This window comes from Bradyrhizobium sp. 2S1, from assembly GCF_011516625.5.
Taxonomy (GTDB): domain Bacteria; phylum Pseudomonadota; class Alphaproteobacteria; order Rhizobiales; family Xanthobacteraceae; genus Bradyrhizobium; species Bradyrhizobium septentrionale.
Genome location: NZ_CP147717.1, coordinates 6,389,217 through 6,409,880 on the forward strand (window position 1 = coordinate 6,389,217; position 20,664 = coordinate 6,409,880).

Annotated in this window: 16 protein-coding genes and 2 pseudogenes; 11 read left to right on the forward strand and 7 right to left on the reverse strand. The window is 65.7% G+C overall.

Translation table 11 applies throughout. The features are described 5' to 3' along the window. Positions 1-91 precede the first annotated feature (91 nt). On the reverse strand, positions 92-1,735 hold the full coding sequence (locus HAP54_RS30075; protein WP_166293711.1) for an ankyrin repeat domain-containing protein: 1,644 nt from the start codon (positions 1,733-1,735) through the stop codon (positions 92-94). A 216-nt stretch (positions 1,736-1,951) separates the two neighbouring features. On the opposite strand from HAP54_RS30075, the gene HAP54_RS30080 reads away from it, so the two are divergent. Then, positions 1,952-2,296 (forward strand): DUF1491 family protein, encoded by a 345-nt coding sequence (locus HAP54_RS30080; protein WP_166293713.1) that lies wholly within the window; start codon positions 1,952-1,954, stop codon positions 2,294-2,296. On the opposite strand, the gene HAP54_RS30085 is transcribed toward HAP54_RS30080, so the two are convergent. Next, complete coding sequence (locus HAP54_RS30085) at positions 2,293-3,225, reverse strand: DUF2336 domain-containing protein (RefSeq protein WP_224741735.1); 933 nt, start codon at positions 3,223-3,225, stop codon at positions 2,293-2,295. The genes HAP54_RS30080 and HAP54_RS30085 overlap by 4 nt on opposite strands. Positions 3,226-3,520: 295 nt before the next feature. On the opposite strand from HAP54_RS30085, the gene HAP54_RS30090 reads away from it, so the two are divergent. Together HAP54_RS30090 and HAP54_RS30095 are read left to right on the forward strand one after the other, a co-directional pair. Continuing rightward, on the forward strand, positions 3,521-3,715 hold the full coding sequence (locus HAP54_RS30090; protein ID WP_029082055.1) for a hypothetical protein: 195 nt from the start codon (positions 3,521-3,523) through the stop codon (positions 3,713-3,715). A 16-nt stretch (positions 3,716-3,731) separates the two neighbouring features. After that, positions 3,732-4,499: a hypothetical protein gene (locus tag HAP54_RS30095; RefSeq protein ID WP_166293717.1), complete on the forward strand. Its 768-nt coding sequence runs from the start codon at positions 3,732-3,734 to the stop codon at positions 4,497-4,499. On the opposite strand, the gene HAP54_RS30100 is transcribed toward HAP54_RS30095, so the two are convergent. Then, entirely contained in the window at positions 4,496-5,356 is an 861-nt protein-coding gene (locus tag HAP54_RS30100) for a LysR family transcriptional regulator (RefSeq protein WP_166293719.1), read from the reverse strand. The two genes, HAP54_RS30095 and HAP54_RS30100, sit on opposite strands and share 4 nt — an antisense overlap. Before the next feature lie 91 nt (positions 5,357-5,447). Here HAP54_RS30100 and HAP54_RS30105 point away from each other — a divergent pair, with 91 nt between their 5' ends. Beyond that, complete coding sequence (locus HAP54_RS30105; protein ID WP_166293721.1) at positions 5,448-6,290, forward strand: MBL fold metallo-hydrolase; 843 nt, start codon at positions 5,448-5,450, stop codon at positions 6,288-6,290. On the opposite strand, the gene HAP54_RS30110 is transcribed toward HAP54_RS30105, so the two are convergent. From HAP54_RS30110 to HAP54_RS30120, 3 genes are read right to left on the reverse strand one after another with little or no spacing between them, the layout of a single operon-like run. Further along, positions 6,287-6,907, reverse strand: a complete 621-nt coding sequence (locus HAP54_RS30110) for a DUF1254 domain-containing protein (protein ID WP_029082051.1) — start codon at positions 6,905-6,907, stop codon at positions 6,287-6,289. The two genes, HAP54_RS30105 and HAP54_RS30110, sit on opposite strands and share 4 nt — an antisense overlap. Then, positions 6,904-7,482 carry a DUF1214 domain-containing protein gene (locus tag HAP54_RS30115; protein ID WP_029082050.1) on the reverse strand — a complete coding sequence of 193 codons (579 nt, stop codon included), beginning with the start codon at positions 7,480-7,482 and terminating at the stop codon, positions 6,904-6,906. The genes HAP54_RS30110 and HAP54_RS30115 overlap by 4 nt, the downstream gene beginning before the upstream one ends. 1 nt (position 7,483) lies before the next feature. Continuing rightward, a complete protein-coding gene (locus HAP54_RS30120; protein WP_166306457.1) occupies positions 7,484-9,763 on the reverse strand; it encodes a transglycosylase domain-containing protein in 2,280 nt (759 codons plus the stop codon). A 287-nt stretch (positions 9,764-10,050) separates the two neighbouring features. Here HAP54_RS30120 and HAP54_RS30125 point away from each other — a divergent pair, with 287 nt between their 5' ends. The 7 genes and pseudogenes from HAP54_RS30125 to HAP54_RS30155 all read left to right on the forward strand — a co-directional run bounded on the left by HAP54_RS30125 (position 10,051) and on the right by HAP54_RS30155 (position 19,326). Further along, positions 10,051-10,587 (forward strand): YcgN family cysteine cluster protein, encoded by a 537-nt coding sequence (locus HAP54_RS30125; protein WP_166293723.1) that lies wholly within the window; start codon positions 10,051-10,053, stop codon positions 10,585-10,587. 159 nt (positions 10,588-10,746) lie between these two features. Continuing rightward, positions 10,747-12,342, forward strand: coding sequence for an MDR family MFS transporter (locus tag HAP54_RS30130; RefSeq protein WP_166293725.1), 1,596 nt, complete (start codon positions 10,747-10,749; stop codon positions 12,340-12,342). Between the two features lie 1,122 nt (positions 12,343-13,464). After that, positions 13,465-14,661, forward strand: coding sequence for an ABC transporter substrate-binding protein (locus HAP54_RS30135; protein WP_414646229.1), 1,197 nt, complete (start codon positions 13,465-13,467; stop codon positions 14,659-14,661). Positions 14,662-14,755: 94 nt separating this feature from the next. Continuing rightward, positions 14,756-15,631: pseudogene (locus HAP54_RS30140) on the forward strand (branched-chain amino acid ABC transporter permease). Position 15,632: 1 nt separating this feature from the next. Then, positions 15,633-16,559, forward strand: coding sequence for a branched-chain amino acid ABC transporter permease (locus HAP54_RS30145; protein ID WP_029084096.1), 927 nt, complete (start codon positions 15,633-15,635; stop codon positions 16,557-16,559). Then, complete coding sequence (locus tag HAP54_RS30150) at positions 16,559-18,040, forward strand: ATP-binding cassette domain-containing protein (protein ID WP_166293729.1); 1,482 nt, start codon at positions 16,559-16,561, stop codon at positions 18,038-18,040. Before HAP54_RS30145 ends, HAP54_RS30150 begins: the two co-directional genes overlap by 1 nt. A 41-nt stretch (positions 18,041-18,081) precedes the next feature. Continuing rightward, positions 18,082-19,326: an ABC transporter substrate-binding protein gene (locus HAP54_RS30155; RefSeq protein WP_166293731.1), complete on the forward strand. Its 1,245-nt coding sequence runs from the start codon at positions 18,082-18,084 to the stop codon at positions 19,324-19,326. Between the two features lie 51 nt (positions 19,327-19,377). On the opposite strand, the pseudogene HAP54_RS30160 reads toward HAP54_RS30155, so the two are convergent. Beyond that, positions 19,378-20,593 (reverse strand): annotated as a pseudogene (locus tag HAP54_RS30160) (NAD(P)/FAD-dependent oxidoreductase). Positions 20,594-20,664 lie beyond the last annotated feature (71 nt).

Here is a 20,664-nt window from a genome sequence, read left to right on the forward strand (position 1 = left end):
CGTCATGCCCGGGCTTGTCCCGGGCATCCACGTCTTTGAGAGTTGTTGAAGCGAAGACGTGGATGGCCGGGTCAAGCCCGGCCATGACGAGCTAGGGTTTTTCGCCCAGCAGAACGTCCCTGACCTCGTCGGAGAACAGCTTCTTGCGGCCGGCCAGCAGCACCCATTCCGGATCGTCGCGATCCGGAACGGCGCGCGGCATGCCGTGATCGAGCAGGGCGTGCGCGCAGCCCACCCAATCGCCGCCACTGACCGGCTCATTGCAGGAGGCCCACGACAAGCTGCCGGAGGCATTGTCGCCAAAGCCGTGCTGCTCGGTCCACTCTGCACCGTGCTCGAGCAGGAAGCGCGTCAGGGCGGCGTTGCCGCGGAATACGGCGTGATTGAGCGCCGAGCCATCCCAGTCGCCGCCGCGTACCGCGATGGGCCAGCCCAGCTCGACCATTAGCCGCACCGCGTCATCGCCACCCGCCGCGGCGAGCTCCGGAAGCAGGCGCAATTGCTGTGGTGAAAGCGCGCCGGGAAGGTCGGGCCGGCTGGCCTGGATCCGCCGTGCCTCGCGCGCGTCGCCGCTGCTGCACGCTGCGACGAAGCGTTCGTCATCGGCCAGCGTCTCGGCACCGGTGCGCTCCCGCAGCAGCTCGGCGACCTCGGTCAGTCCGAATTGCAGCGCGTAACGGTAGGCGCTGAGACCGTCCGGTGTCGTGATGTGCGTGTCGGCGCCGGCGTCGAGCAAGGCCGCGATGCACGTCCGCGACCGCCGCCGCCGGATCGCCCACATCAGCGGCGAGCCGCAATCGGTCAACGGCGCATTGCGGGCGGGCTCGTTCGGATTTCCACCATGCCGCAGCAGCAATTCGAGTGCCGCCACGTTCTCGTCGTCGAGCACCTTGTACATCGCGTTGGTGCCGGCGATCCGCGCGCCATGCGCGAGCAACACGCCGGTCGTCACGAAGCCTTCCAGCGAGTGGTACAGCGATTCATTGTCGTTGGGATTGGCGCCCGCTTCGAGCAAAAGCCTGGTCAGCTCGAGATCGTGATTGCGCCCCGCGGCGCCATACAGGGCCGACAGCGGATTGCCGTCGTCGGGCGCATCGAGCGATCCCGGCGGCCAGCGGCTACCGATATGCTGGTCGGGACTGGCACCGGCCTGCAGCAGCAGGCGCGCACAGCGATGCAGCCGCGGCTGAAATTCCGGAATCTGCAGCAGGCTGGAATGCGTGACCGCGACCAGCGGCGGCAGCTTGAGCGGACCACCGGGACGGTTGACCCATGCGGGATCGTTGGTTGCGGTGCGCCGTATCGTTTCCTCGTCGCCAATGGCGCAGGCAAGATAGGGATCATCGGCCACAAGGCCGGGATCCTCTTTGAGCATCCGTACCGCAACGCGCGGATTGGCGCGATCGGTGGTGCCGTCGACGTCGGCGGCATAGACCAGCTGCAGCCACCGCCGCACGCGATCGTCCTTGCTTTTGCCGGGCGGCAATTGCGCCTCGACGTAACGCCGCAAATCCGGCCATGAGGCAAAGCCAAGATCGCGTGCCACGCAGGACTGCGCGTCGTGGAGCCGCAGATCGAGCGCGGCGATGTCGGCGTCGCTGCGGCCGGCCGCGGCCGGAAGCGCGTGGCGGAAACGGGCGTAAGCTTCCGGCGCCTGCCGCCGGTAAAGGCGGATCAGCTCCTTGGCCTGCTTCTTCAGATGTTCGAGATTCAATCGCGCGCGCGATCGGTCCATGGAAACCTCCGTGCATCAATCGCCGATGGTCCACAAAACCGGCTGCACAAAGGCTTGATTTGCCGCTTCAATGTTGCAAGTGGGTTCAACCCTTCCCGTGGACCCGGGCGCGGCTTGCACGCAAGCTGAGGATATGAGCGGCCGGCGCGCCGGTCAACCCGCCGTTTGGCGTGCGGCGATTGGACGGCGTCACGCCGCTGGCCTATAGGTCTGCGCATGCGATTGAAAACAAGTATTTGGGTCGCGGCCTATCTGCGCCGCTGCCAGACCGAGGGCGTGTTCGGCGCGATCCGCAAGAAGGGCGCGGAGGAGGCCGGTGCCGTCTTCGTCAAGGTGACGCTGATGGACGGCAACGCGATGCTGTACGCGCCGGCGCCGCAGACGGTCTATGACGACAGCCGTCCGGCCGAGCGGTTGTTCGTGCCGTCGGCGTTGCAGCCGGTGCCCGAGCCTTCGGTCGAGGAGCGCTTGACCAAGGAACTTCGCTTCGATCCCGACGCCTGGATCGTCGAGACCGAGGACCGCGCCGGGCGGCATTTTCTCGATCTAGCGAAAAACTAGCTTCCGGATTTCTGGTTGCGGATGGCCGGTGCGCTGCCGGGCTGCACCACGGATCGCGTCTGCGAGGCTGCTGCACGCACGCGGTGACGCTCATCGTCATAGAGCGACGAGCGATACTTGGCGCGCGCCACCGCCATGGTCGAGCCGCGCCACGCCGCCAGCATCACCAGCGCCGAGCGCTCGCTCAGATGATCGTACAGCCGCGACAGGCGGTAGACATAGTTGACCGACGAGCCGGCTTCCGGATTGAGGAACATCAGGATGCGCTGGAACGCGGCGCTCGACACATCAAGCGCCCGCATCGCGCAGGCGAGCGGCTCGCCGCCGGGATCATTCACCACGTCGGCGGCGATCCGCGACGGCAGGATCAGCGCCTCGCCGAGCTCGAGCGTGAAGTTATCGATGTCTTCGGCAAACGCCGCCATCTCCAGGATATGGATCGCCCGCGCGGCGCGGGCGGCCGGAATCCGCGCCGCCGCCTTCAGCGGCGTCTCCTGCAGATTGTGCAGGATCTGCGCGCGTTCCTTCGCGTTGGCGGCAAAGAACATGTCGGAAATCTCGGCGGCATCGTTCGGCCGCATCGCGAGGCTCGCCGCCATCCGCAGCTCGGCTTCGGTCGGAATCTTGGCGGGCAGCGCGGACGGTGACGGCGCGGGAATTGGACCGGCAGCCGGCATCGGCTGGTCTGGACCGCCGCGCCGCAGCCCGAGCTTGTCCATGATCCCAGCGGGCGTTGCCGGGTAGATCGCAAGCCGTGCGCGGACGGCGGCGCGTGTCGCGTCGTCGACCTCGTCGATCAGGCGCGAGGTCAGCTCGACGAACTGGCGCTCTTCGTCCGCCGAGTGTGCGCTGGCCTGCACATAGAGGTCCGTCAGGACGCGCAGCAAAGTGGGGCGGATGTCGACGCCCTCGCGGCGGGAGAGCGTCATCAGCCCATCGAAACCAGGAAATAACGGAGCTGCGCTCATCTCGGGCGTACGCACTTGCCAGTAAGGAATCGGTTTGAAAACCTTGTGGCAGCGAGCCTACGCAGGCTGCTTTAAGAGCCGGTTAAGGAAAACAAGCCGTGAAGGCGAATGCTCGCATTTGCGCGTGTCCATTAAGGCACAGCGCCATATCCGTAACCGTCCGTACCGGCGGCTTAAGATGTCATTAACCATGCGCGTTCTTAACTCGGCAGGCGCGGGGCAAATCATGTCCGTGCGGGGCCAGAGAGAACGGAACATGGGCACCATCGTTGAGTTTCCGGCGGATGCGGCTGCGCGGCGGCCGAGCATGGCCGGTGCTGCCGGCGAAGGCATGGGGACCGTGCTGATCCTTCCCGTCGTCCGGATCGAGCGAACGACGGAGGAGACCGGTGGCGATCGCGGACCGGAGCAGGGCACTGCGCAGGGCCGCCGTCGCCGACGCCGCTCCTGATCGCGGACATCGCGCAATGCCGGAGCTTGTGCAGCGGATCGCCGCGTGGCGGCCATTCCCGGCGCTGATCCTGCTGCTGGCGGGCTCGGCGCTCGCGGGTTGCAGCGGCGGCGATTTCGGCCGCACCCGCGCCGATTTCCGCAACGACGACATGCATCGCTGGATGGGCGCGGAGGCGACCGGCAGCGTCGGCAGGAACGCCTCGCAATTCCAGCTCACCGAACACGAACGTCAGCTACGCGATCTCGCCTATCAGTTCATCGAGCCGCCGCTGTCGCGTCCGGCGTGGAAGAGCGTGTTCGGCGACTACCAGCCGCTGCCTGCGCCCTGGCGGCAGAGGGTCGTGTTCGACCGCACAGCGTATGGCCGCAATCTGATCGACGAGCCGCATCGCTCGTTCGCCTCGCGCTATTCGCTCTTGATCGACGAGGTCCGCGACGACATCACCCGGTTCGAGCCGTTCTTCGCCGTCGCGATCCAGGTGATCGAGCTCGACCGCAAGCGCAATGCCAGCCTCAAGATGATCGCGGACCTGTCGCCGCGCGAGAAGGCCGATGCGGTCGCGCGGATGGAAGAGAATGCGTTGATCGTGCAGTGGGTCGGGCAGAGCCTGGAGCGGCGGATCGCGTCCTATCGCTGGGCGCTGGAGCGGCTGGTGATCCAGGCGCCCGACGGCATGGCCGCGGACGCCGAACGCCAGATCAACGAGCTCGCCCGGCTCACCGCCAATGCGCCGCTGGTCTCCGCGCCGGTTGCCGGCCAGGCCGTGGTGACGAAGGGCTAGGCCCGCCTCGCTTTCGTCGCGGTCGATCTGACGCGGCGACTGTTCGGTTGCCGCGGCAGGCTCGCGATGAACGCCCTCAGCGCATCGGATGGCGGGTTAGCCGCGGGATAGGCGAGGCCGACCTGGCGCGTCACGTCGATATCGATCGCCCGCACCGCGACATCAGGATTGCCGCGCGCGACGCCTTCGGGGACGATCGCAACCCCGACCCCGGCCGCCACCAGCGCCATCGCCCATTCCTCGGATTCCGCGATCGCCACCGGTCTGCGCGGCGGTGACGTGCGCTTGAAGAATTCCTGCTGCTCGCAATGGCAGCGATCGATCATCGGAACGCCAGCGAAGTCGGTGGTCCGGAGCGTCTCCTTCAGGGTCAGGGGATGCGACGGCGGCAATGCCGCTACATAGCGCTCGCTCCAGAGCGGGATGAAGTGCTCGCCGGCGGTGATCATGGTCTTGGCGACGATCCGCGCGTCGGCCTTCTCATTGGCGCCGACCAGCCGGAGCGCGAGGTCGGCATGGCCCGTCAGCGGCTTCAGCAGCGCGATGGTCCGGGCCTGATCGAGCGTCCGCAACAGGCCGAGCGTCAGCGCCTGCCTGGTCGCGGGCTTGCGAAACAGGTTTCGCGCCGCGTCCGCCTCGTCGATGATCTTGCGGGCGATGCCGTGAAACTGCGCGGCTGACTCCGTCGGGGCCATGCCCTTCTTGTGCCGGATGAACAGCGTGGTGCCGAGCTCGGCCTCGAGATTGGTGATCGCCGCCGAGATCGACGGCTGCGAAATGAAGCAGAGCTTCGCCGCGGCGGTCAGATTGCGCTCGCGGTAGACCGCGGCGAAGTAGCGGAGTTCGCGGATATCCATAGGTACATCCTATCGTATAGATAGATAGACAATATTTTACCTATGGAAAGGCGGGTGGCAAGCCTGCGCTGACTTCAGCGGAGGACTGGTCATGCGCATCCACCATCTCAACACCGGCACCATGTGCCCGATCGGCAAGCGGCTCGTGAACGGCAGCGGCAGCATCTTCCAGCGGGCGCGGATGGTCTGTCACTGCCTGCTGGTCGAGAGCAACGACGGCCTCGTGCTGGTCGATACCGGGATCGGGCTCGGCGATATCGCTGACCCGCCGCGGCTCGGACGCAAATGGGTGCGGCAGACCACGCCGCGGCTCGATCCGGCCGAGACCGCCGTCCGGCAGGTGAACGCGCTCGGCTTCTCGCCTGATGACGTGCGCCATCTGCTGCTGACGCATCTCGATCGCGACCATGCCGGCGGCGTGCCGGACTTTCCGAAGGCCAAGGTGCACGTCCATCGCAACGAATACGAGATGGCGGTGACGCACCAGGTCGCGCCGCCGGTGGGACGCTACATCACGGCGCAGTGGCAGCACGGGCCGGACTGGGCGTTCTACGGCGCCGATGGTGAAGACTGGTTCGGCTTCAAGGGCGTGCGCCCGCTCGGCGACCGCGAGCCGGATATCCTGATGATCCCGCTGCCGGGGCACACGCTTGGCCATTGCGGGATCGCAGTGCGCGACAAAGACAGATGGCTGCTGCACGCCGGTGATGCCTATTTCCATCACGCGCAGCTCCACGCCAGGCCGCGGATCCCGCTGGTGCTCGGCATGTTCCAGCGCCGCGCGGATATGGATCGCGCGAGGCGCATCCAGAACCAGGAGCGGCTGCGCCAATTGAAGGCGGCGCATGGCGCTAGCGTCACGATCGTCAACAGCCACGATCCCGTCGACTACGAGACCTGCCGCTGCGGCCGGCACGCGCTGGCAGCGAGCTAGCGCTTGCGCGCCGCGGGCGGCGGTGCCGGCGCGGGCAGCGGCGGCGGCGCCTCCTGCTTGGCTGCCACCGGCTCGGTCTGCGGCTTGCAGGAGGAGGCCGCGAGCGAGGCCTGCGCCTGCGGCATCAGGCCGGGCTCCGGCGCCAGCGCTTTCAGCAGGATCAGCCCGGTTGATGTCGGCGAGTCGATGATCAGCCGGTCGGCGGCGGTGACTTCCTCGTCCTCCGGCAGCTCATTGTGCTGCGCTTCGGTCATCAAATAGAGCTCGATCACCTTCTTGCCGGCGGAGCGGTCGTTGATCGCGTAATAGGCGACCTCGTTGCGGGTGTAGAACGACACCGACGTGTAGGCCTGGCTGACCGGCACGGTGAGCTTGAGCGGCGCGCTCGAGAGATCGTAGCGGCAGATCGCCATCGCGAACGCCGGATCCATCAGCGGCATCGGCGAGTGGGTCGGGTCGGCCAGCGGCAGCTGCGTCACTTCGTTGAGCTTGGTCATCGGCGTCAGCCGCGAATAGGCGTCCTGCGAGGCGATGCGCGGCAGCGCCAGCACGCTGACGAGATGCACCACGCCGCCGAGCAGCACGCCTGCGAGGATGGTGAACAGCAGCCGGATCATGGGCAGCCCGTCGTTGCGATCGAGGGCATCGGCGCGTCGCGCTGGGTGCGGGTCGCGACCCCGACCGGCGTGTCGTAGAGGCGCAGCATCAGCGCGTAGCGCTCGATGCCGCCGGTCGGCAGCCAGTTCCCGGCGCGTGAGCGCGAGGCGATGTGGATCTCGAACGTGCCGTCGGAGGCGCGCATGATCTCCTGGCTGGTGAAGCCGTAGCGCTGCAGCGAGTTGGCGACGAGGTGACCCTTGCGGTCGAACAGCGTCAGCGTCCAGAACCGCGCCGCCGGCGTCACGCCGCTGACCACGATGTCGCAGCGGCCGTCGAGCGGCTTGTTCTTGTCGTCTGATGTCGCCGAGAACGCGATGCCGTCGCCGGTGCCGATCGGCAGCTCGCCGCTGCGCGCAATGGTGGCGCGCGAATAGGGATCGACGTCGGAGGTGCCGTTTTTCGGCCGCGCGGTCCAGGCGCCGATCTTCAAGGTGCCGAGATCGGTGCCGCGCGTCGCCGTCGCGTAGGTCAGGCCGAGGCCGACGGCGGTGGCGATGACGAGTGCCAGCAGGGTGGTGAGGAGGAGCCGCACGTCAGTTCTTGCGTGGCGCAGGAGTTGTTGTCGCGCCGTCCGGCCCGGCCGCGGCAATGTAATTTTCGGGGAACGCCAGCGCGCTCGAGGATTCCGGCTTGCCGGCCTTCGAGGGCTCGTTCAGCGTGGTCTTGTTGGCGGTCTTGGCGGCGTCATCGAGCAGCTTCTCGACCCGCACCAGGATATCGGCACCGCGCTTGGTCAGCACCGGCGGCGGACCCGGCTTGGTCTCCAATATGCGCGGCGCTGCGTTGGCCTGGGCATTGGCCTGCGCCGGCTGCGGCGGCAGTTTCTGGCCCATGCCGACGCCGTTGAGTTCTTTCACCTCAACACCCTGATGCGCGGCGACCATGATGTCGTGCCAGGTCTGCGCCGGCAGCGAGCCGCCGGTCATGCGGTTGGTCGGCGAGTAGTCGTCATTGCCGTACCAGACCGCGCAGGTGAAGTTGCCGGTGTAGCCGACGAACCAGGCGTCGCGATAGGCGTTGGTCGTGCCGGTCTTGCCCGCGGTCGGAATGCCGTCGAGCGCGGCGCGTCGAGCGGTGCCTTCGCTGACCACGTGGCTCATCATGCCGGCCATGTCGGCGGCGATATTCGGCGGAATGGCCTGCCGCGGCTTCGGCCCGTCGCGGTCCCAGCGCCAGACCAGGTCGCCGGCGCCGGTGCGCACCTCGAGCACCGAATGCGGCGTCACCGCCTTGCCGCGGTTCGGGAAGGTCGCATACGCCACCGCGTGCTCGATCACCGTGACTTCGTCGGAGCCGATCGGCAGCGACGGCGTATCGGGCAGCGGCGCCTTGAGGCCGAAGCGGCGCGCGACCTCGATGATCTTGGCGCGGCCGGCCTTCGGGCCGCCAATGTTCTTGCCGAGCTCGATCGAAAGCTTGACCGGCACCACGTTGATCGACCGGGTGATCGCCTGCGTCAGCGTCACCGAGCCGGAATAGGAGTGGCCATAGTTCTGCGGGCACCAGTTGCCGATGCAGACCGGGCGGTCGACGATCTTCGAGTTCGGCGTGTAGCCGTTCAATAGCGCCGTGGTGTAGACGTAAGGCTTGAACGACGAACCGGGCTGGCGATAGGCGTCGACGGCGCGGTTGAACTGGCTCGCGCCGTAGTCGCGTCCGCCGACCATGGCGCGGATGCCGCCGTCGAGATCGGACACCACGGTCGCCGCCTGCGTCGCGTGATAATCACGCCCGAACTGCCGGAGCTGGTTCTCGATCGCTTCCTCGGCCGCCTTCTGCACGTTCATGTCGATCGCGGTGCGGACCACGAAGACACGCTCGGTGTAGGATTTCGGAAAGGTGTCGACCAGCTTGCGCATCTCGTCGAAGGCGTAGTCGAGATAGTAGTTCGGCGAGTTCTCGTCGCGCCGGTCGACCGCGACCGCCGGGTTGCGGCGGGCGCCGAACACCTGGCCCTCGGTCATGAAGCCGGCATCGACGAGATTGTCGAGCACGACGTTGGCGCGGGCGCGCGCCGCGGGCAGGTTGATGTGCGGGGCGTACTTGGTCGGCGCCTTGAACAGGCCGGCGAGCATCGCGGCTTCCGCGAGGTTCACGTCGCGCACGGACTTGTTGAAGTAGAAATGCGCCGCGCCGTCGACGCCGAAGGTGCCGCCGCCCATATAGGCGCGGTCGAGATAGAGTTTCAGGATCTCGTTCTTGGTGAGGCGCGTTTCCAGCCAGATCGCGAGGAAGGCTTCCTTCACCTTGCGCTCGATGGTGCGCTCGTTGTTCAGGAACAGGTTCTTGGCGAGCTGCTGGGTGATCGACGAGCCGCCCTGGCGGACGCCGCCGGCCTGCGCGTTGGTGACGAGCGCGCGGGCGAGGCCCGGAAAGTCGATGCCGAAATGGTCATAGAAGCGGCGGTCTTCGGTCGCCAGCGTCGCCTTGATCAGATTGTCCGGAAAGTCTTCCAGCGGGATCGAGTCGTTGTGCTTGATGCCGCGGCTGCCGATCGGATTGCCGTAGCGGTCGAGGAAGGTCACCGCGAGATCGGACTTCTTCAGCCAGTCCTCGTCCGCGGTCTCGCGGAAGGCGGGGATCGCGAGCGTCAGCATCAGGATCATGCCGCCGAGCCCGATGGTCGCGGCTTCCGACAGCGGCTCGATGAACACCCAGCGCTTCCAGCGGCCGACATAGAAGCGGTCCATGAAGGTGGAATAGCGCTCGTAGAGCTCGCGCAGGCCCTTGCCCGACGAGAACAGCGTCGAGTCGATACGCGCATCGAGGTCCAGGAAGAAGTTCCGGACCTTCTGTTTCCAATGCGACGGCATGATCTGGCGGACCGGACCCTTGATCAGTTCGACAGCGCTGCGCCTGCCCAAAACGGGCACAGGCCAGCGTCTTGCTTCGATGTTGCGGCAATCCCAAGGCGCTTTTGCGTCGTTGGGGACTCGTTCGTTGTTCTATCCGAGCGGCCGCCATAAACCAATGGCGCGGCTGGTGAATTTAATGAAAGCCCTAACGCTGCCCACCGGCTTTTGCGACCCCGCAGGTGCTCCCCCTTGCGGAGCCGGCGCCGGCATCCCAAGAAGAGCTGTACCGCCATGTCAGGGATATCATGACCGCACCGCCCAAGCGCCCGTCGGACCAGGATGGATTCTTCTGGAAAACCAAGACGTTGGAAGAGATGTCTGGCGACGAATGGGAGAGCCTGTGTGACGGCTGCGCACGTTGCTGCCTAGAGAAGCTCGAGGACGAGGACACCGGCAAGATCTATTTCACCCATATCTCCTGCAAGCTGCTCGATGCCGGCCTGTGCAGCTGCAAGGACTATTCGAACCGCTCGGACCAGGTTCCGGATTGCGTCCGCCTGACGCCCGAAAACGTCCGGACCCTGAACTGGCTGCCGCCGAGCTGCGGCTACCGGCTCGTGGCCGAGGGGCGGGACCTCTATTGGTGGCATCCTTTGATCTCGGGCGATCCCAACACCGTTCATGAAGCCGGCGTCTCGGTGCGCGGGCGGGTGCATGGCACCGAGATCGACGTCAACGACGCCGATCTCGAGGATCACATCGTGCGCTGGCCGGGATTGTTGCCGAAGCAAGCACGGCTCAAGAAGCGGCCGAAAGCGCTGGGCAAGACGACCAAGGCGTGACGTCGCAACGAGCGCTGCGATCACGTCATCGCGAGAAGGTCGCGGCGGGATGCACCCATGCGTTGGGGGGCCTGCCTCAGCATCGATTTGCTGCTTAAATTGCGAAGCAGAGAATGATTCCATCGCGGGATCAGCCCGCGCAGCAGCATTACGCCTCAAATGAACAAGTATGAACGGCAGAGCCGGATTCCTGCCGACCAAGCAACATTGCCCGACGACATTGCCGAAGAGCTGTCCCGCCTCCCGAGCAAGGTGATCGAACTCAGCGACGCGCCGCCGCTGGCGCCGCCGGCACCGCTCAATCCGGATGAAGTCCGCACCATCGTGATCAGCCTGATGCTGACGATGTTCCTGGCCGCGCTCGACCAGACCATCGTCGCGACCGCGCTGCCGACGATCGGACGCCAGTTTCACGACGTCACCAATCTGTCCTGGGTGATCACGGCCTATCTGCTCGCCTCCACCGCGGTGGCGCCGGTGTTCGGGACGCTGAGCGACATCTACGGCCGCCGCGTCATGATCATCACCTCGCTCAGCCTGTTCGTGGTCGGCTCGGTGCTGTGCGCGATCGCCCCCAGCATGACCATGCTGATCGTTGCCCGCGGCCTGCAGGGGCTTGGCGGCGGCGGCATCATGCCTGTTGTGCAGACCGTGATCTCCGACGTGGTGACCCCGCGCGAGCGTGGCCGCTATCAGGCCTATTTCTCCAGCGTCTGGATGGCCGGCGGCATTCTCGGCCCCGTCGTCGGCGGCGTGTTCGCCGAGCATCTGCACTGGTCGATGATCTTCTGGATCAACTTGCCGCTCGCGGCGGCGGCGCTGGCGCTGCTGCTGCCGAAGATGAGCAAGATCCCGGTGTTCCACCGCAAGCGCAAGGTCGACTGGCTCGGCGGCGTGCTGCTGATGGCTTCGGCCGTCGTGCTGATGCTGGTGCTGACCTGGGGCGGCACCCGTCTGTCCTGGCTGTCGCCGACCATCACGGCCATGATCGGCGCCTCGATCGCGCTCGCCGGCGCCTTCGTCTGGCATGCGCGCCGCGCCGACGAGCCGTTCCTGCCGCTGTCGCTGCTCGGCGGCTCGGTGGTGCCGTTCGCGATGGGGGCCGGCGGCTGTGCGCTCGGCGCAATGGTCGGGCTGACCGTGCACCTGCCGCTGTATTACGAGGTGGTCTATCACCTCACCGCCAGCGAGGCCGGCCTTGCGCTGATCCCGCTCGCGGCGATCTCGACCTTCGGTGCGGCGATCGCCGGACGGACGATGGCGAAGGCTAGGCACTACAAGCGCGTCGCGATCGTCGGTACCTCGGTCGCCGCGATCTGCGCCGTCGGCATGGCGGTGACGACGCTGCCGCTGTGGGGATTGCTGCTGTTGATGAGCGTGTTCGCGCTCGGGCTCGGCACTACGTTCCCGATCAGCGTGGTGTCGCTGCAGAACGCGGTGGCGCGCCCGCAGGTCGGCACCGTGACCGGCGCGATGAACTTCTTCCGCGCGATGATGGCTTCGTTCACGGTCGCCGCCTTCACCACGATTTTGCTGATGACGCTGGGCCCCGATATTTCGCTCAACGGCGAGCATCATGCTGCGGCCGCAGGCGCCGTGAGCGCGATCCCGATGGCCGACATGATCACGGCGTTCCGCTACGTATTCGGCGCCGCCGCCGTGCTGCTGACCACGGCTTCGATCTGCATGATCACGATGGAAGAGCGCCCGCTCGCCGGCCCCGCCGCGCGGCCGCCGGCGGAGATGGCGGAGTAGGGCGGGAGCCAAGCTTACCGCTGTCGTCCCGCTGAACGAACGCAGGGATGATCCTGTGACCACGCCAAGTCCACCGCTGTCGTCCCGGCGAAGGCCGGGAGGTGACCCATAACCAGCGTGTTGGTTGCCGTAGGGATCGCGGCCCCAGCATCGCGCAACAATTGGCATTTGGGGTAATGGGTCCTGGCTCCCGTGCGCAATTGCGCACTAGGCCAGGACGACGATGAGGATGGTTCTCGATTCAACCTCTCAAACCGCTTGTTCGGTGTCATCGCCCGGCTTGACCGGGCGATCCAGTATTCCAGAGACGCTAGTGCTTGAGCCGAGGGGCCGCGGCGTACTGGATCGCCCGGTCGAGCCGGGCGATGACAGTGTGAGTGGGGATACCGTTTCGCGTTCTCGCGACGTGATTTGTCCGAGCTTTGCTCTTCGTTCCTCCCTCATCTCGCAGAGGGCGCAGGGAAAGCCGGGTGCCGATCGCACCCATGGGCCCCGTGCAATTGGTAGAAAGCACGGGGGTAGGACCACAGGTGTCACCGGAAACGCCGGCTTTCCCTGCGCGATGGGTTACGGCTTATTTCGTGCTCTCCCCGGCGAGACTGGGCTTTTTTGTCACCGCCTTCGCAAAACACATTCGCGCTTTGCTTGGGGACACCGGCCGCTAGGGCGTCAGGACCACACGACTTCACCGTCCGCGTCAGTCACGTTCGTCAGTTGTGACATCAGCGTCCACCGCATCTCACCGCAACACCCGTGACGATGCGCAGCGCCCCTCGATCGGGTGAGACGGGAAATTCATACACTGAGTTGGGTGCGCCGATAAACAGAAATATTTTTGCGCGAGGGGCTTGCGCCGTCGGGCAACTCAGTGATCGGCGTCCCGCGCTCATATTCCTCCACTGCCTCATCTTTGTTCAGCCTGAAAGCGCCGACCCACTACTTTAGTTGCCGTCGATGCATGGCGATCTGCGCGCAGTTTCACTTGCTGCGCATTTTGTCGCAGCTATAGTCCCGCCCCAAGAGCTGGAAGCGGCCGAAGAAGAACAAGAGGAGTGAAACAGGGTGAAAACAACATCGCGACTGCCTTTTCATGCGATGCAGCAACTTGCCGGAGTGGCCGTGTTGGGCCTGCTGGCCGCGGCGCCGAGCGGAGCGCAGGCCGCCGATACCCTCAAGATCGGCGTGATCGCCGAGGCGCAGGCGATCGCCGGGGCGTCGATCCCGCAGGCAGCGCAGCTCGCTGCCGACGAGATCAACGCCAAGGGCGGCATCGACGGCCGCAAGATCGAAATCGTCTCTTACGACAATCACTCATCATCGGCGGATTCGGTGCGCGCATTCCAGCGCGCGGTCAACGAGGACAAGGTCAACGTCGTCATCTCGAGCTATATCAGCGAAGTCGTGCTGGCGTTGGAGCCGTGGGCCTCGCGCCTGAAGACGCCGTTCGTCACGCCGGGCGCCGCCTCCAACGAGATCAGCAAGAGCGTTCACGCCGATTACGAGAAGAACAAGTACACCTTCCACGGCTACCTGACCTCGGCGGCGCTGGCGCTGTCGGTGTGCGATGCCGCCAAGGACCTGCTGGTCGATCAGAAGCACATGAAGACCGCGGTCATCATGAGCGAGGACGCGGCGTGGACCAAGCCGCTCGATGTCGGCTATGAAGAGTGCCTGCCGAAGATCGGGCTCAAGGTCGTCGACCATATCCGCTTCTCGCCCGATACCACCGACTTCACGCCGATCTTCAACAAGGTCGAAGCCGCGAAGCCCGACGTGATCATCACCGGCATCTCCCATGTCGGCGTCCAGCCGACGGTGCAGTGGAAGAACCAGCAGGTGCCGATCCCGATGTTCGGCATTTCCTCGCAGGCGACCAACGAGACCTTCGGCAAGGACACCAACGATGCGGCGGAAGGCGTGCTGTATCAGGGCGTGTCGGGCCCGAACGTCGCCGTGACGCCGAAGTCGGTGCCGTTCGCGGAGGACTTCAAGAAGCGCTACGGCAACTATCCGTCCTACGCCGGCTACACCGCCTATGACGAGGTCTACTACATCGCCGATGCGGTGAAGCGCGCCGGCTCGGTCGAGGCCGACAAGATGGTCGATGCGCTGGAGAAGACCAACTGGGAAGGCACCATCGGACGCGTCCAGTTCTACGGCAAGGACGACCCGTTCACCCATTCGATCAAGTACGGCAAGGGCCTGATCACCGGACTGATGCTGCAGTGGCAGGGCGGCAAGCAGGTCGCGGTCTGGCCGAAGGAGGTCGCCAAGAGCGATCTCAAGTTCCCGAGCTTCGTCAAGGTCCCCACGAACTGACCGGTCATCGTGCTCCCGGGTCCCTCCCGGGAGCATTCGTCTTCGGTTTCGCGTCCTCCACAACAGGCAGCCTTGCTGCCGCGGCCAATCTGAGATGCTCGCCTTACAAATCCTGATCGATGGCTTTGCCATCAGTGCGCTCTATGCGCTCGGCGCGACCGGCTTCACCCTGATCTTCGGTGTCTCCGGCGTTCTCAACCTCTCCCACGGCGCCATCATGGTGGCCGCAGCGGTCGCGGCCTGGGCCGCGGCCAGCGTGCTGCACCTCGACATCTAGACCGGCGCGTTGTTCGGTGTCGGCGTCGCGCTGATCGTGTCGTTCGCGACCTATTTCGCGGTCGTGAAACCGATCCAGAACTCCAGGCGGATCCCCAACGAGGAGAAGGAAATCTTCGTCCTCACCGGCACCTTGCTGTGGGGCATCATGATCCAGGAGCTGATCGCCTATTTCTTCACCAACAACGCCAAGACGGTGCTGCCGATCGTCGAGGGCGTCGTCGATATCTTCGGCAACCGCACGCCACGCAACAATATCTTCACCGCGCTGGTGTGCTGCCTCGTGATCGGTCTGCTCTGGCTTCTGGTGAACCGCACCCGGACCGGCAAAGCGGTGCTGGCGGCCTCGATGAACCCGCGCGGCGTCACCTTGCTCGGGCTCGAACTCACGCAGATCTATATCGTGGTGTGGGGCATCTACGGCATTCTCGCCGGCATCGCCGGCGTGCTGCTCGGCATGTTCCTTGGCGTCAGCTCCTACAGCGTCGGGCCGCTCACCGCGAGCGCGTTCTCGATCGTGGTGCTTGGCGGCCTCGGCAGCGTCTCCGGCTCGCTGATCGCGGCCTTCGTCGTCGGCTATCTCGAGACCATCACGGCCTACATGATCTCGCCGGCCTACCGCACCATTCCAGCGCTGCTGCTCTTGGTGTTCGTGATGTATATCCGGCCCCAGGGCCTGCTCGGGAGGCGCTGACATGGCCAATTTCTTCACGTCGCGCCTGTTCTTCATATCGCTGGTCTGCGTGGTGCTGGCCGCGACGCTGCCGTTCTACGTCTCGGGCTACATCCTTGGCCTCCTCACCGTCGCGTTCTATTTCGGCGTGTTCGCGATGGCCTGGGACCTGTTGTTCGGCTTTGCCGGCGAGGTCAATTTCGGCCCGACCTTCCTGATCGGCACCGGCGCCTACACCGCGGGCATCCTCAACAACCAGTTCGGTTGGTCGGTCTATCTCTGCATCCTGCTCGGCGCGCTTGCCTCGGTCGTCGCGGGCTTCGTGCTGGCGCTGCCGGCGCTGCGGGTGCGGGGGCCGTATTTCGGCCTGACCACGCTGGTTGCGGTGCTGATGCTGCAGAACTTCATCGTGGTGTTCGCTGACCTGACCGGCGGCGAGATCGGGCTCACCATCCCCGATGTCATCACCATCAATGCCGGCGCCAATTACTGGATCGCGCTCGGCTTCATGACCATCAGCGCGGCCATCCTCTATGGCCTGTCGCAATCGCCCGTCGGCCTCGTGCTGCAGGCGAGCGGGCAGGACCCGGTGCAGGCCGGCGCGCTCGGCTTCAACATCGTCAAGCACAAGCTCGCGGCGTTCATCGTCAGCGCGTTCTTCTCAGGCCTGTCGGGGGCGCTTTTGGTGTTCTACTTCGGCACCGCCTCGGTCGGCACCGTGGTCGACGTCGCGGTCGGCGTGAACGTGATCGTCTCCGCCGTGCTTGGCGGCCGGCGCACCGTGCTGGGGGCTGCGTTAGGTGCGATCTTCCTGATCGTGGCCGGCGAATTCCTGCGCCCGACCGGCGAGCTTGCGACCTTCATCGTCTCGGCGGTGGCGCTGCTCGTCGTGCTGTTCTTCCCCGGCGGTTTCCTCGGAGCGGCCCTGTCACGCGAGGCGCGCTCCTGATGGACCAGACTGTGATCACCACCCCGACGCTCGCGGTGCGCGGCCTGACCAAGCGGTTCGGCGGCCTGACCGCGGTGAAGAATCTGAGTTTCGAGCTGCGCCCCGGCGAGATCCTCGGCCTGATCGGGCCGAACGGCTCGGGCAAGTCGACCGCGATGAAGAGCGTGATGGGCATCGAGCGCCCGACCGCGGGCGAGGTGCTGTTCGAAGGCGAGAACGTGGCCGGGCTGCCTGCGCACAAGATCGCGCGCAAGGGCTTTGGCATGGTGTTCCAGCACTCGCGGCCGTTGAACCGGCAGACTGTGCTGGAGAACATCATGGTCGCGCTATTGCCCGACAGCCTGTTCATGCTGTTTCCCGACAAGGCGCTGACCGAGCGCGCCAAATGGATCGCCGACCGCGTCGGCCTTGGCGCGGTGATGAACCGTCGTCCACCGACGCTGCCATTCGCGGATCTGCGCCGGCTCGAATTGGCCAAGGCAATCGCGCGCGATCCAAAAGTCGTGCTGGTCGACGAGCCCTTCGCCGGCCTCACCAGCACCGAGGTCGGAACGTTCTCGCAATTGATCCGCAGCTTCCGCGACGAGGGCCGCGCGGTGATGCTGGTCGATCACAACGTCAAGAGCGTCGCGGCGCTGGTCGACCGCGTGCTTGCGATGTATCTCGGCGAGGAGATCACGACCGGCCGCGCCGATGAGGTGATGAAGAACGAGACCGTGCGGCGGGTCTATCTCGGCGGCGCGATCGAAACCCATGCGCGGCCCGAGACCTCGTTCAAGGACAAGGTGCCGCTGCTGCAGGTCGAGAATGTCAGCGTGCATTACGGCAAGGCGCAGGCGCTGGAGAACGTCTCGATCCACGTCCATGAGGGCGAGTTCGTCTCCATCGTAGGGTTGAACGGCGCCGGCAAGACCACGCTGTTCAACACCATCTCGGGCTTCCTGCCCTATACCGGCGAGATCCTGCGCGGCGGCGAGAAGTTGCGCGGCACGGGGCCGGCCAAGATCGCCCGCTCGGGCCTCGTGCAGTGCCCGGAATCGCGCGAGCTGTTCGGCGAGATGACGGTGCGGGAAAATCTCGATCTCGGCGGCCAGCATCTCGACGACGCGGCGCGGGCGAAACAGCTCGCCTGGCTGTTCGAACTGTTTCCGATCCTGAAGGAGCGTCAGGGCCAGATGGCGCAGACGCTGTCCGGCGGCGAGCAGCAGATGCTGGCGATCGGCCGCGCGCTGATGATGCAGCCGCAGATCCTGATCCTGGACGAGCCGACGCTTGGGCTTGCGCCCGTCATCCTCGAACTGCTGTCGAAGGCGCTGGAGAAGCTGCGCCAAACCACCAAGATCACGGTGCTGCTCGGCGAGCAGAACGTGACGTTTGCGCTTCCGCATGCCGACCGCGTCTATGTGCTGGAGCACGCGCGGATCGTCTGGGAGGGCGACCCCGGCCGGTTCGCCGCGGAGGCCGGCAAAGACTTTCTCTGACGTTCGAAAATTTCAAGCAAGAAAGCAAAGCAAGGGAGATCATGATGACAGGATATTCAACCGCCACCCGCGTGAGCTTTTTGGCTTCCGCGCTCGCGCTCTGCCTCGCGGCGCCGGCCTATGCGCAGTCCAACGATCCGATCAAGATCGGTGTCATCGCCGAGGTGCAGTCGATCGCGGGTGCGGCAACGCCGGGCGGCGCGCAGATCGCGGCCGACGAGATCAACGCCAAGGGCGGCGTGATGGGCCGCAAGATCGAGATCGTCACCTACGACAACAAGAGCTCGTCGGCCGACTCGGTGCGGGCCTTCCAGCGCGCGGTGAGCGAGGACAAGGTTTCCGCCGTGATCGCAAGCTACATCAGCGAGGTCGTGCTGGCGCTGGAGCCGTGGGCGTCGCGGCTGAAGATGCCGCTGATCACGCCCGGCGCCGCCTCCAACGAGATCACCAAGGCAATCCATAACGACTATGAGAAGAACAAGTACACCTTCCACGGCTATCTGACCTCGGCCGCGCAGGCGCAGCTCGTTTGCGACGCCGCCAAGGAGCTGCTGGTCGACCAGCTCAAGATGAAGACCGTTGCGATCATGAGTGAGGACGCGGCCTGGACCAAGCCGCTCGATGTCGGCTACGAGGCCTGCCTGCCGAAGGCCGGGTTGAAGGTGGTCGAGCACATCCGCTTCTCGCCCGATACCACCGACTTCACGCCGATCTTCAACAAGATGGAGAGCGCAAAACCCGACGTGATCGTGACCGGCATCTCCCATGTCGGCGTGCAGCCGACCGTGCAATGGAAGAACCAGCAGGTGCCGATCCCGATGTTCGGCATCAGCGCGCAGGCGCTGAGCCCGTCGTTCTGGGGCGACACCAACGGCGCCGCCGAAGGCGTGCCCTCGCTCGCGGTGGCGACGCCCGACGTCGCGGTGACGCCCAAGACGAAGCCGTTCGCGGCGGCGTTCAAGGCCAAGTTCGGCACGCCGCCGGCCTATACCGGCTACACCGCCTATGACGAGGTCTACATCATCGCCGAGGCGATCCAGCGCGCCGGCTCGACCGATCCGGACAAGATGGTCGCCGAGCTCGAGAAGACCGACTTCGACGGCACCATCGGCAAGATCCAGTTCTACGGCAAGAACGACGAGTTCACCCACGGCATCAAGTCCGGCCCGGGCGCCGTCACTGGCCTCGTGTTCCAGTGGCAAAGCGGCAAGCAGATCACGGTGTGGCCGAAGGCTATCGCCGAGGGCAAGCTGAAGTTTCCGAACTTTGTGAAGCTGTCGCAGTAATCGCGCGAGCATCAAGAGAAACGAAGGGCGGTCACACGGTGGCCGCCCTTCTTACTTGCGCGTCGGCGGGGCCGCCTGGATCGTCGGCGCCGCGGCCGCAAGCAGTGCGGCGCGATCGCCGTTGCGCGGCGGATAGATGCGCCGCTGGTTGATGGTCTGCTTGGTGAGTTTTGCGGCGGCGCCCGTGGTGTGCACCTCGCGGTCCCAGCCGGTGGGTGTAGAGCGCGCCCCAGGCGCCGAGATCGAGCACCGTCACATACCAGTCGATGGTGAGCGGCAATAGCTTTTCACCGAACAGATCCGCCATCAAATTGTGGCCGGCAAAGCGGCCCATCGGCCGCGCGAACTGGCAGGACATCACGGTCGGATGCTCGCCGTCGATCAGGCAGGCCGCGACATCGCCGGCGGCGAACACGTCCGCCATGCCCTCGGCGCGCATGAAGTGGTCTACGGCGAGGCGGCCGAGCGCGTCGCGCTTGACCGGCAGCGTTGCGGCGAGGTGGCTGGCGCGCATGCCGCCGCACCACACCACGGTCTCCGTCGGAATGATCTCGCCCGAGCTTAGCGTGATGCTCGTGGCATCGACGGCGTTGACCCTGACATTCAGTCGCGTCTCGACGCCGAGCGCGGACAGCGCTTCGTTGATGACCGGGCGGCCATGAGCGCCGAAGGTCGCGCCGACCACGGGGTTGGGATCGATCAGGATGATGCGGCGGTCGCTGGAGATGCCGGCGTGGGCGAGCTTGGCCGGCATCTCGGCCGCGACCTCGATCCCGGTGAAGCCGGCGCCGACGACCACGACCGTCGTGCGGGCCTGCGACGGCGTCTGCTTGCCGAGCGCCGAAAGATGCGCGTCGAGCTTGATGGCGGCTTCATAGGTGTCGACGTCGAAGCCATGGGCGGCAAGGCCTGATATCGCGGGGCGCACCAGCTCGCTGCCGGTGGTCAGCACCAGCCGGTCATAGCCGAGGTGCTCGGTGCCTGCGCTCGTTCTGACCGTGACCTCACGCTTCGCCGGATCGATCGCCGCGACATCGGCCACGATGTGCTTGACGCCGACCGGATCGAGCAATTCCTTGAGCGGCAGCGCGACATCGCCGAGATCGACCTCGTAATTGCGCACCCGGATGTTGTGATAGGCGTTGCGATCGACGACGAGAATCTCGGTGTCCGCCGCCCGCGCGCCGATCTCGTCGCGTTTGCGGGCCGCGCCGAGCGCAGCCCACAGCCCGGCAAAGCCGGCCCCCAGCACCAGGATGCGCGCCATCTCTCCCTCCGATCTTCTGTCGGAGAGAGCTTGCCTGCCTAAGCAAGGTCAAATCAAGTGGGCGAAGTGCG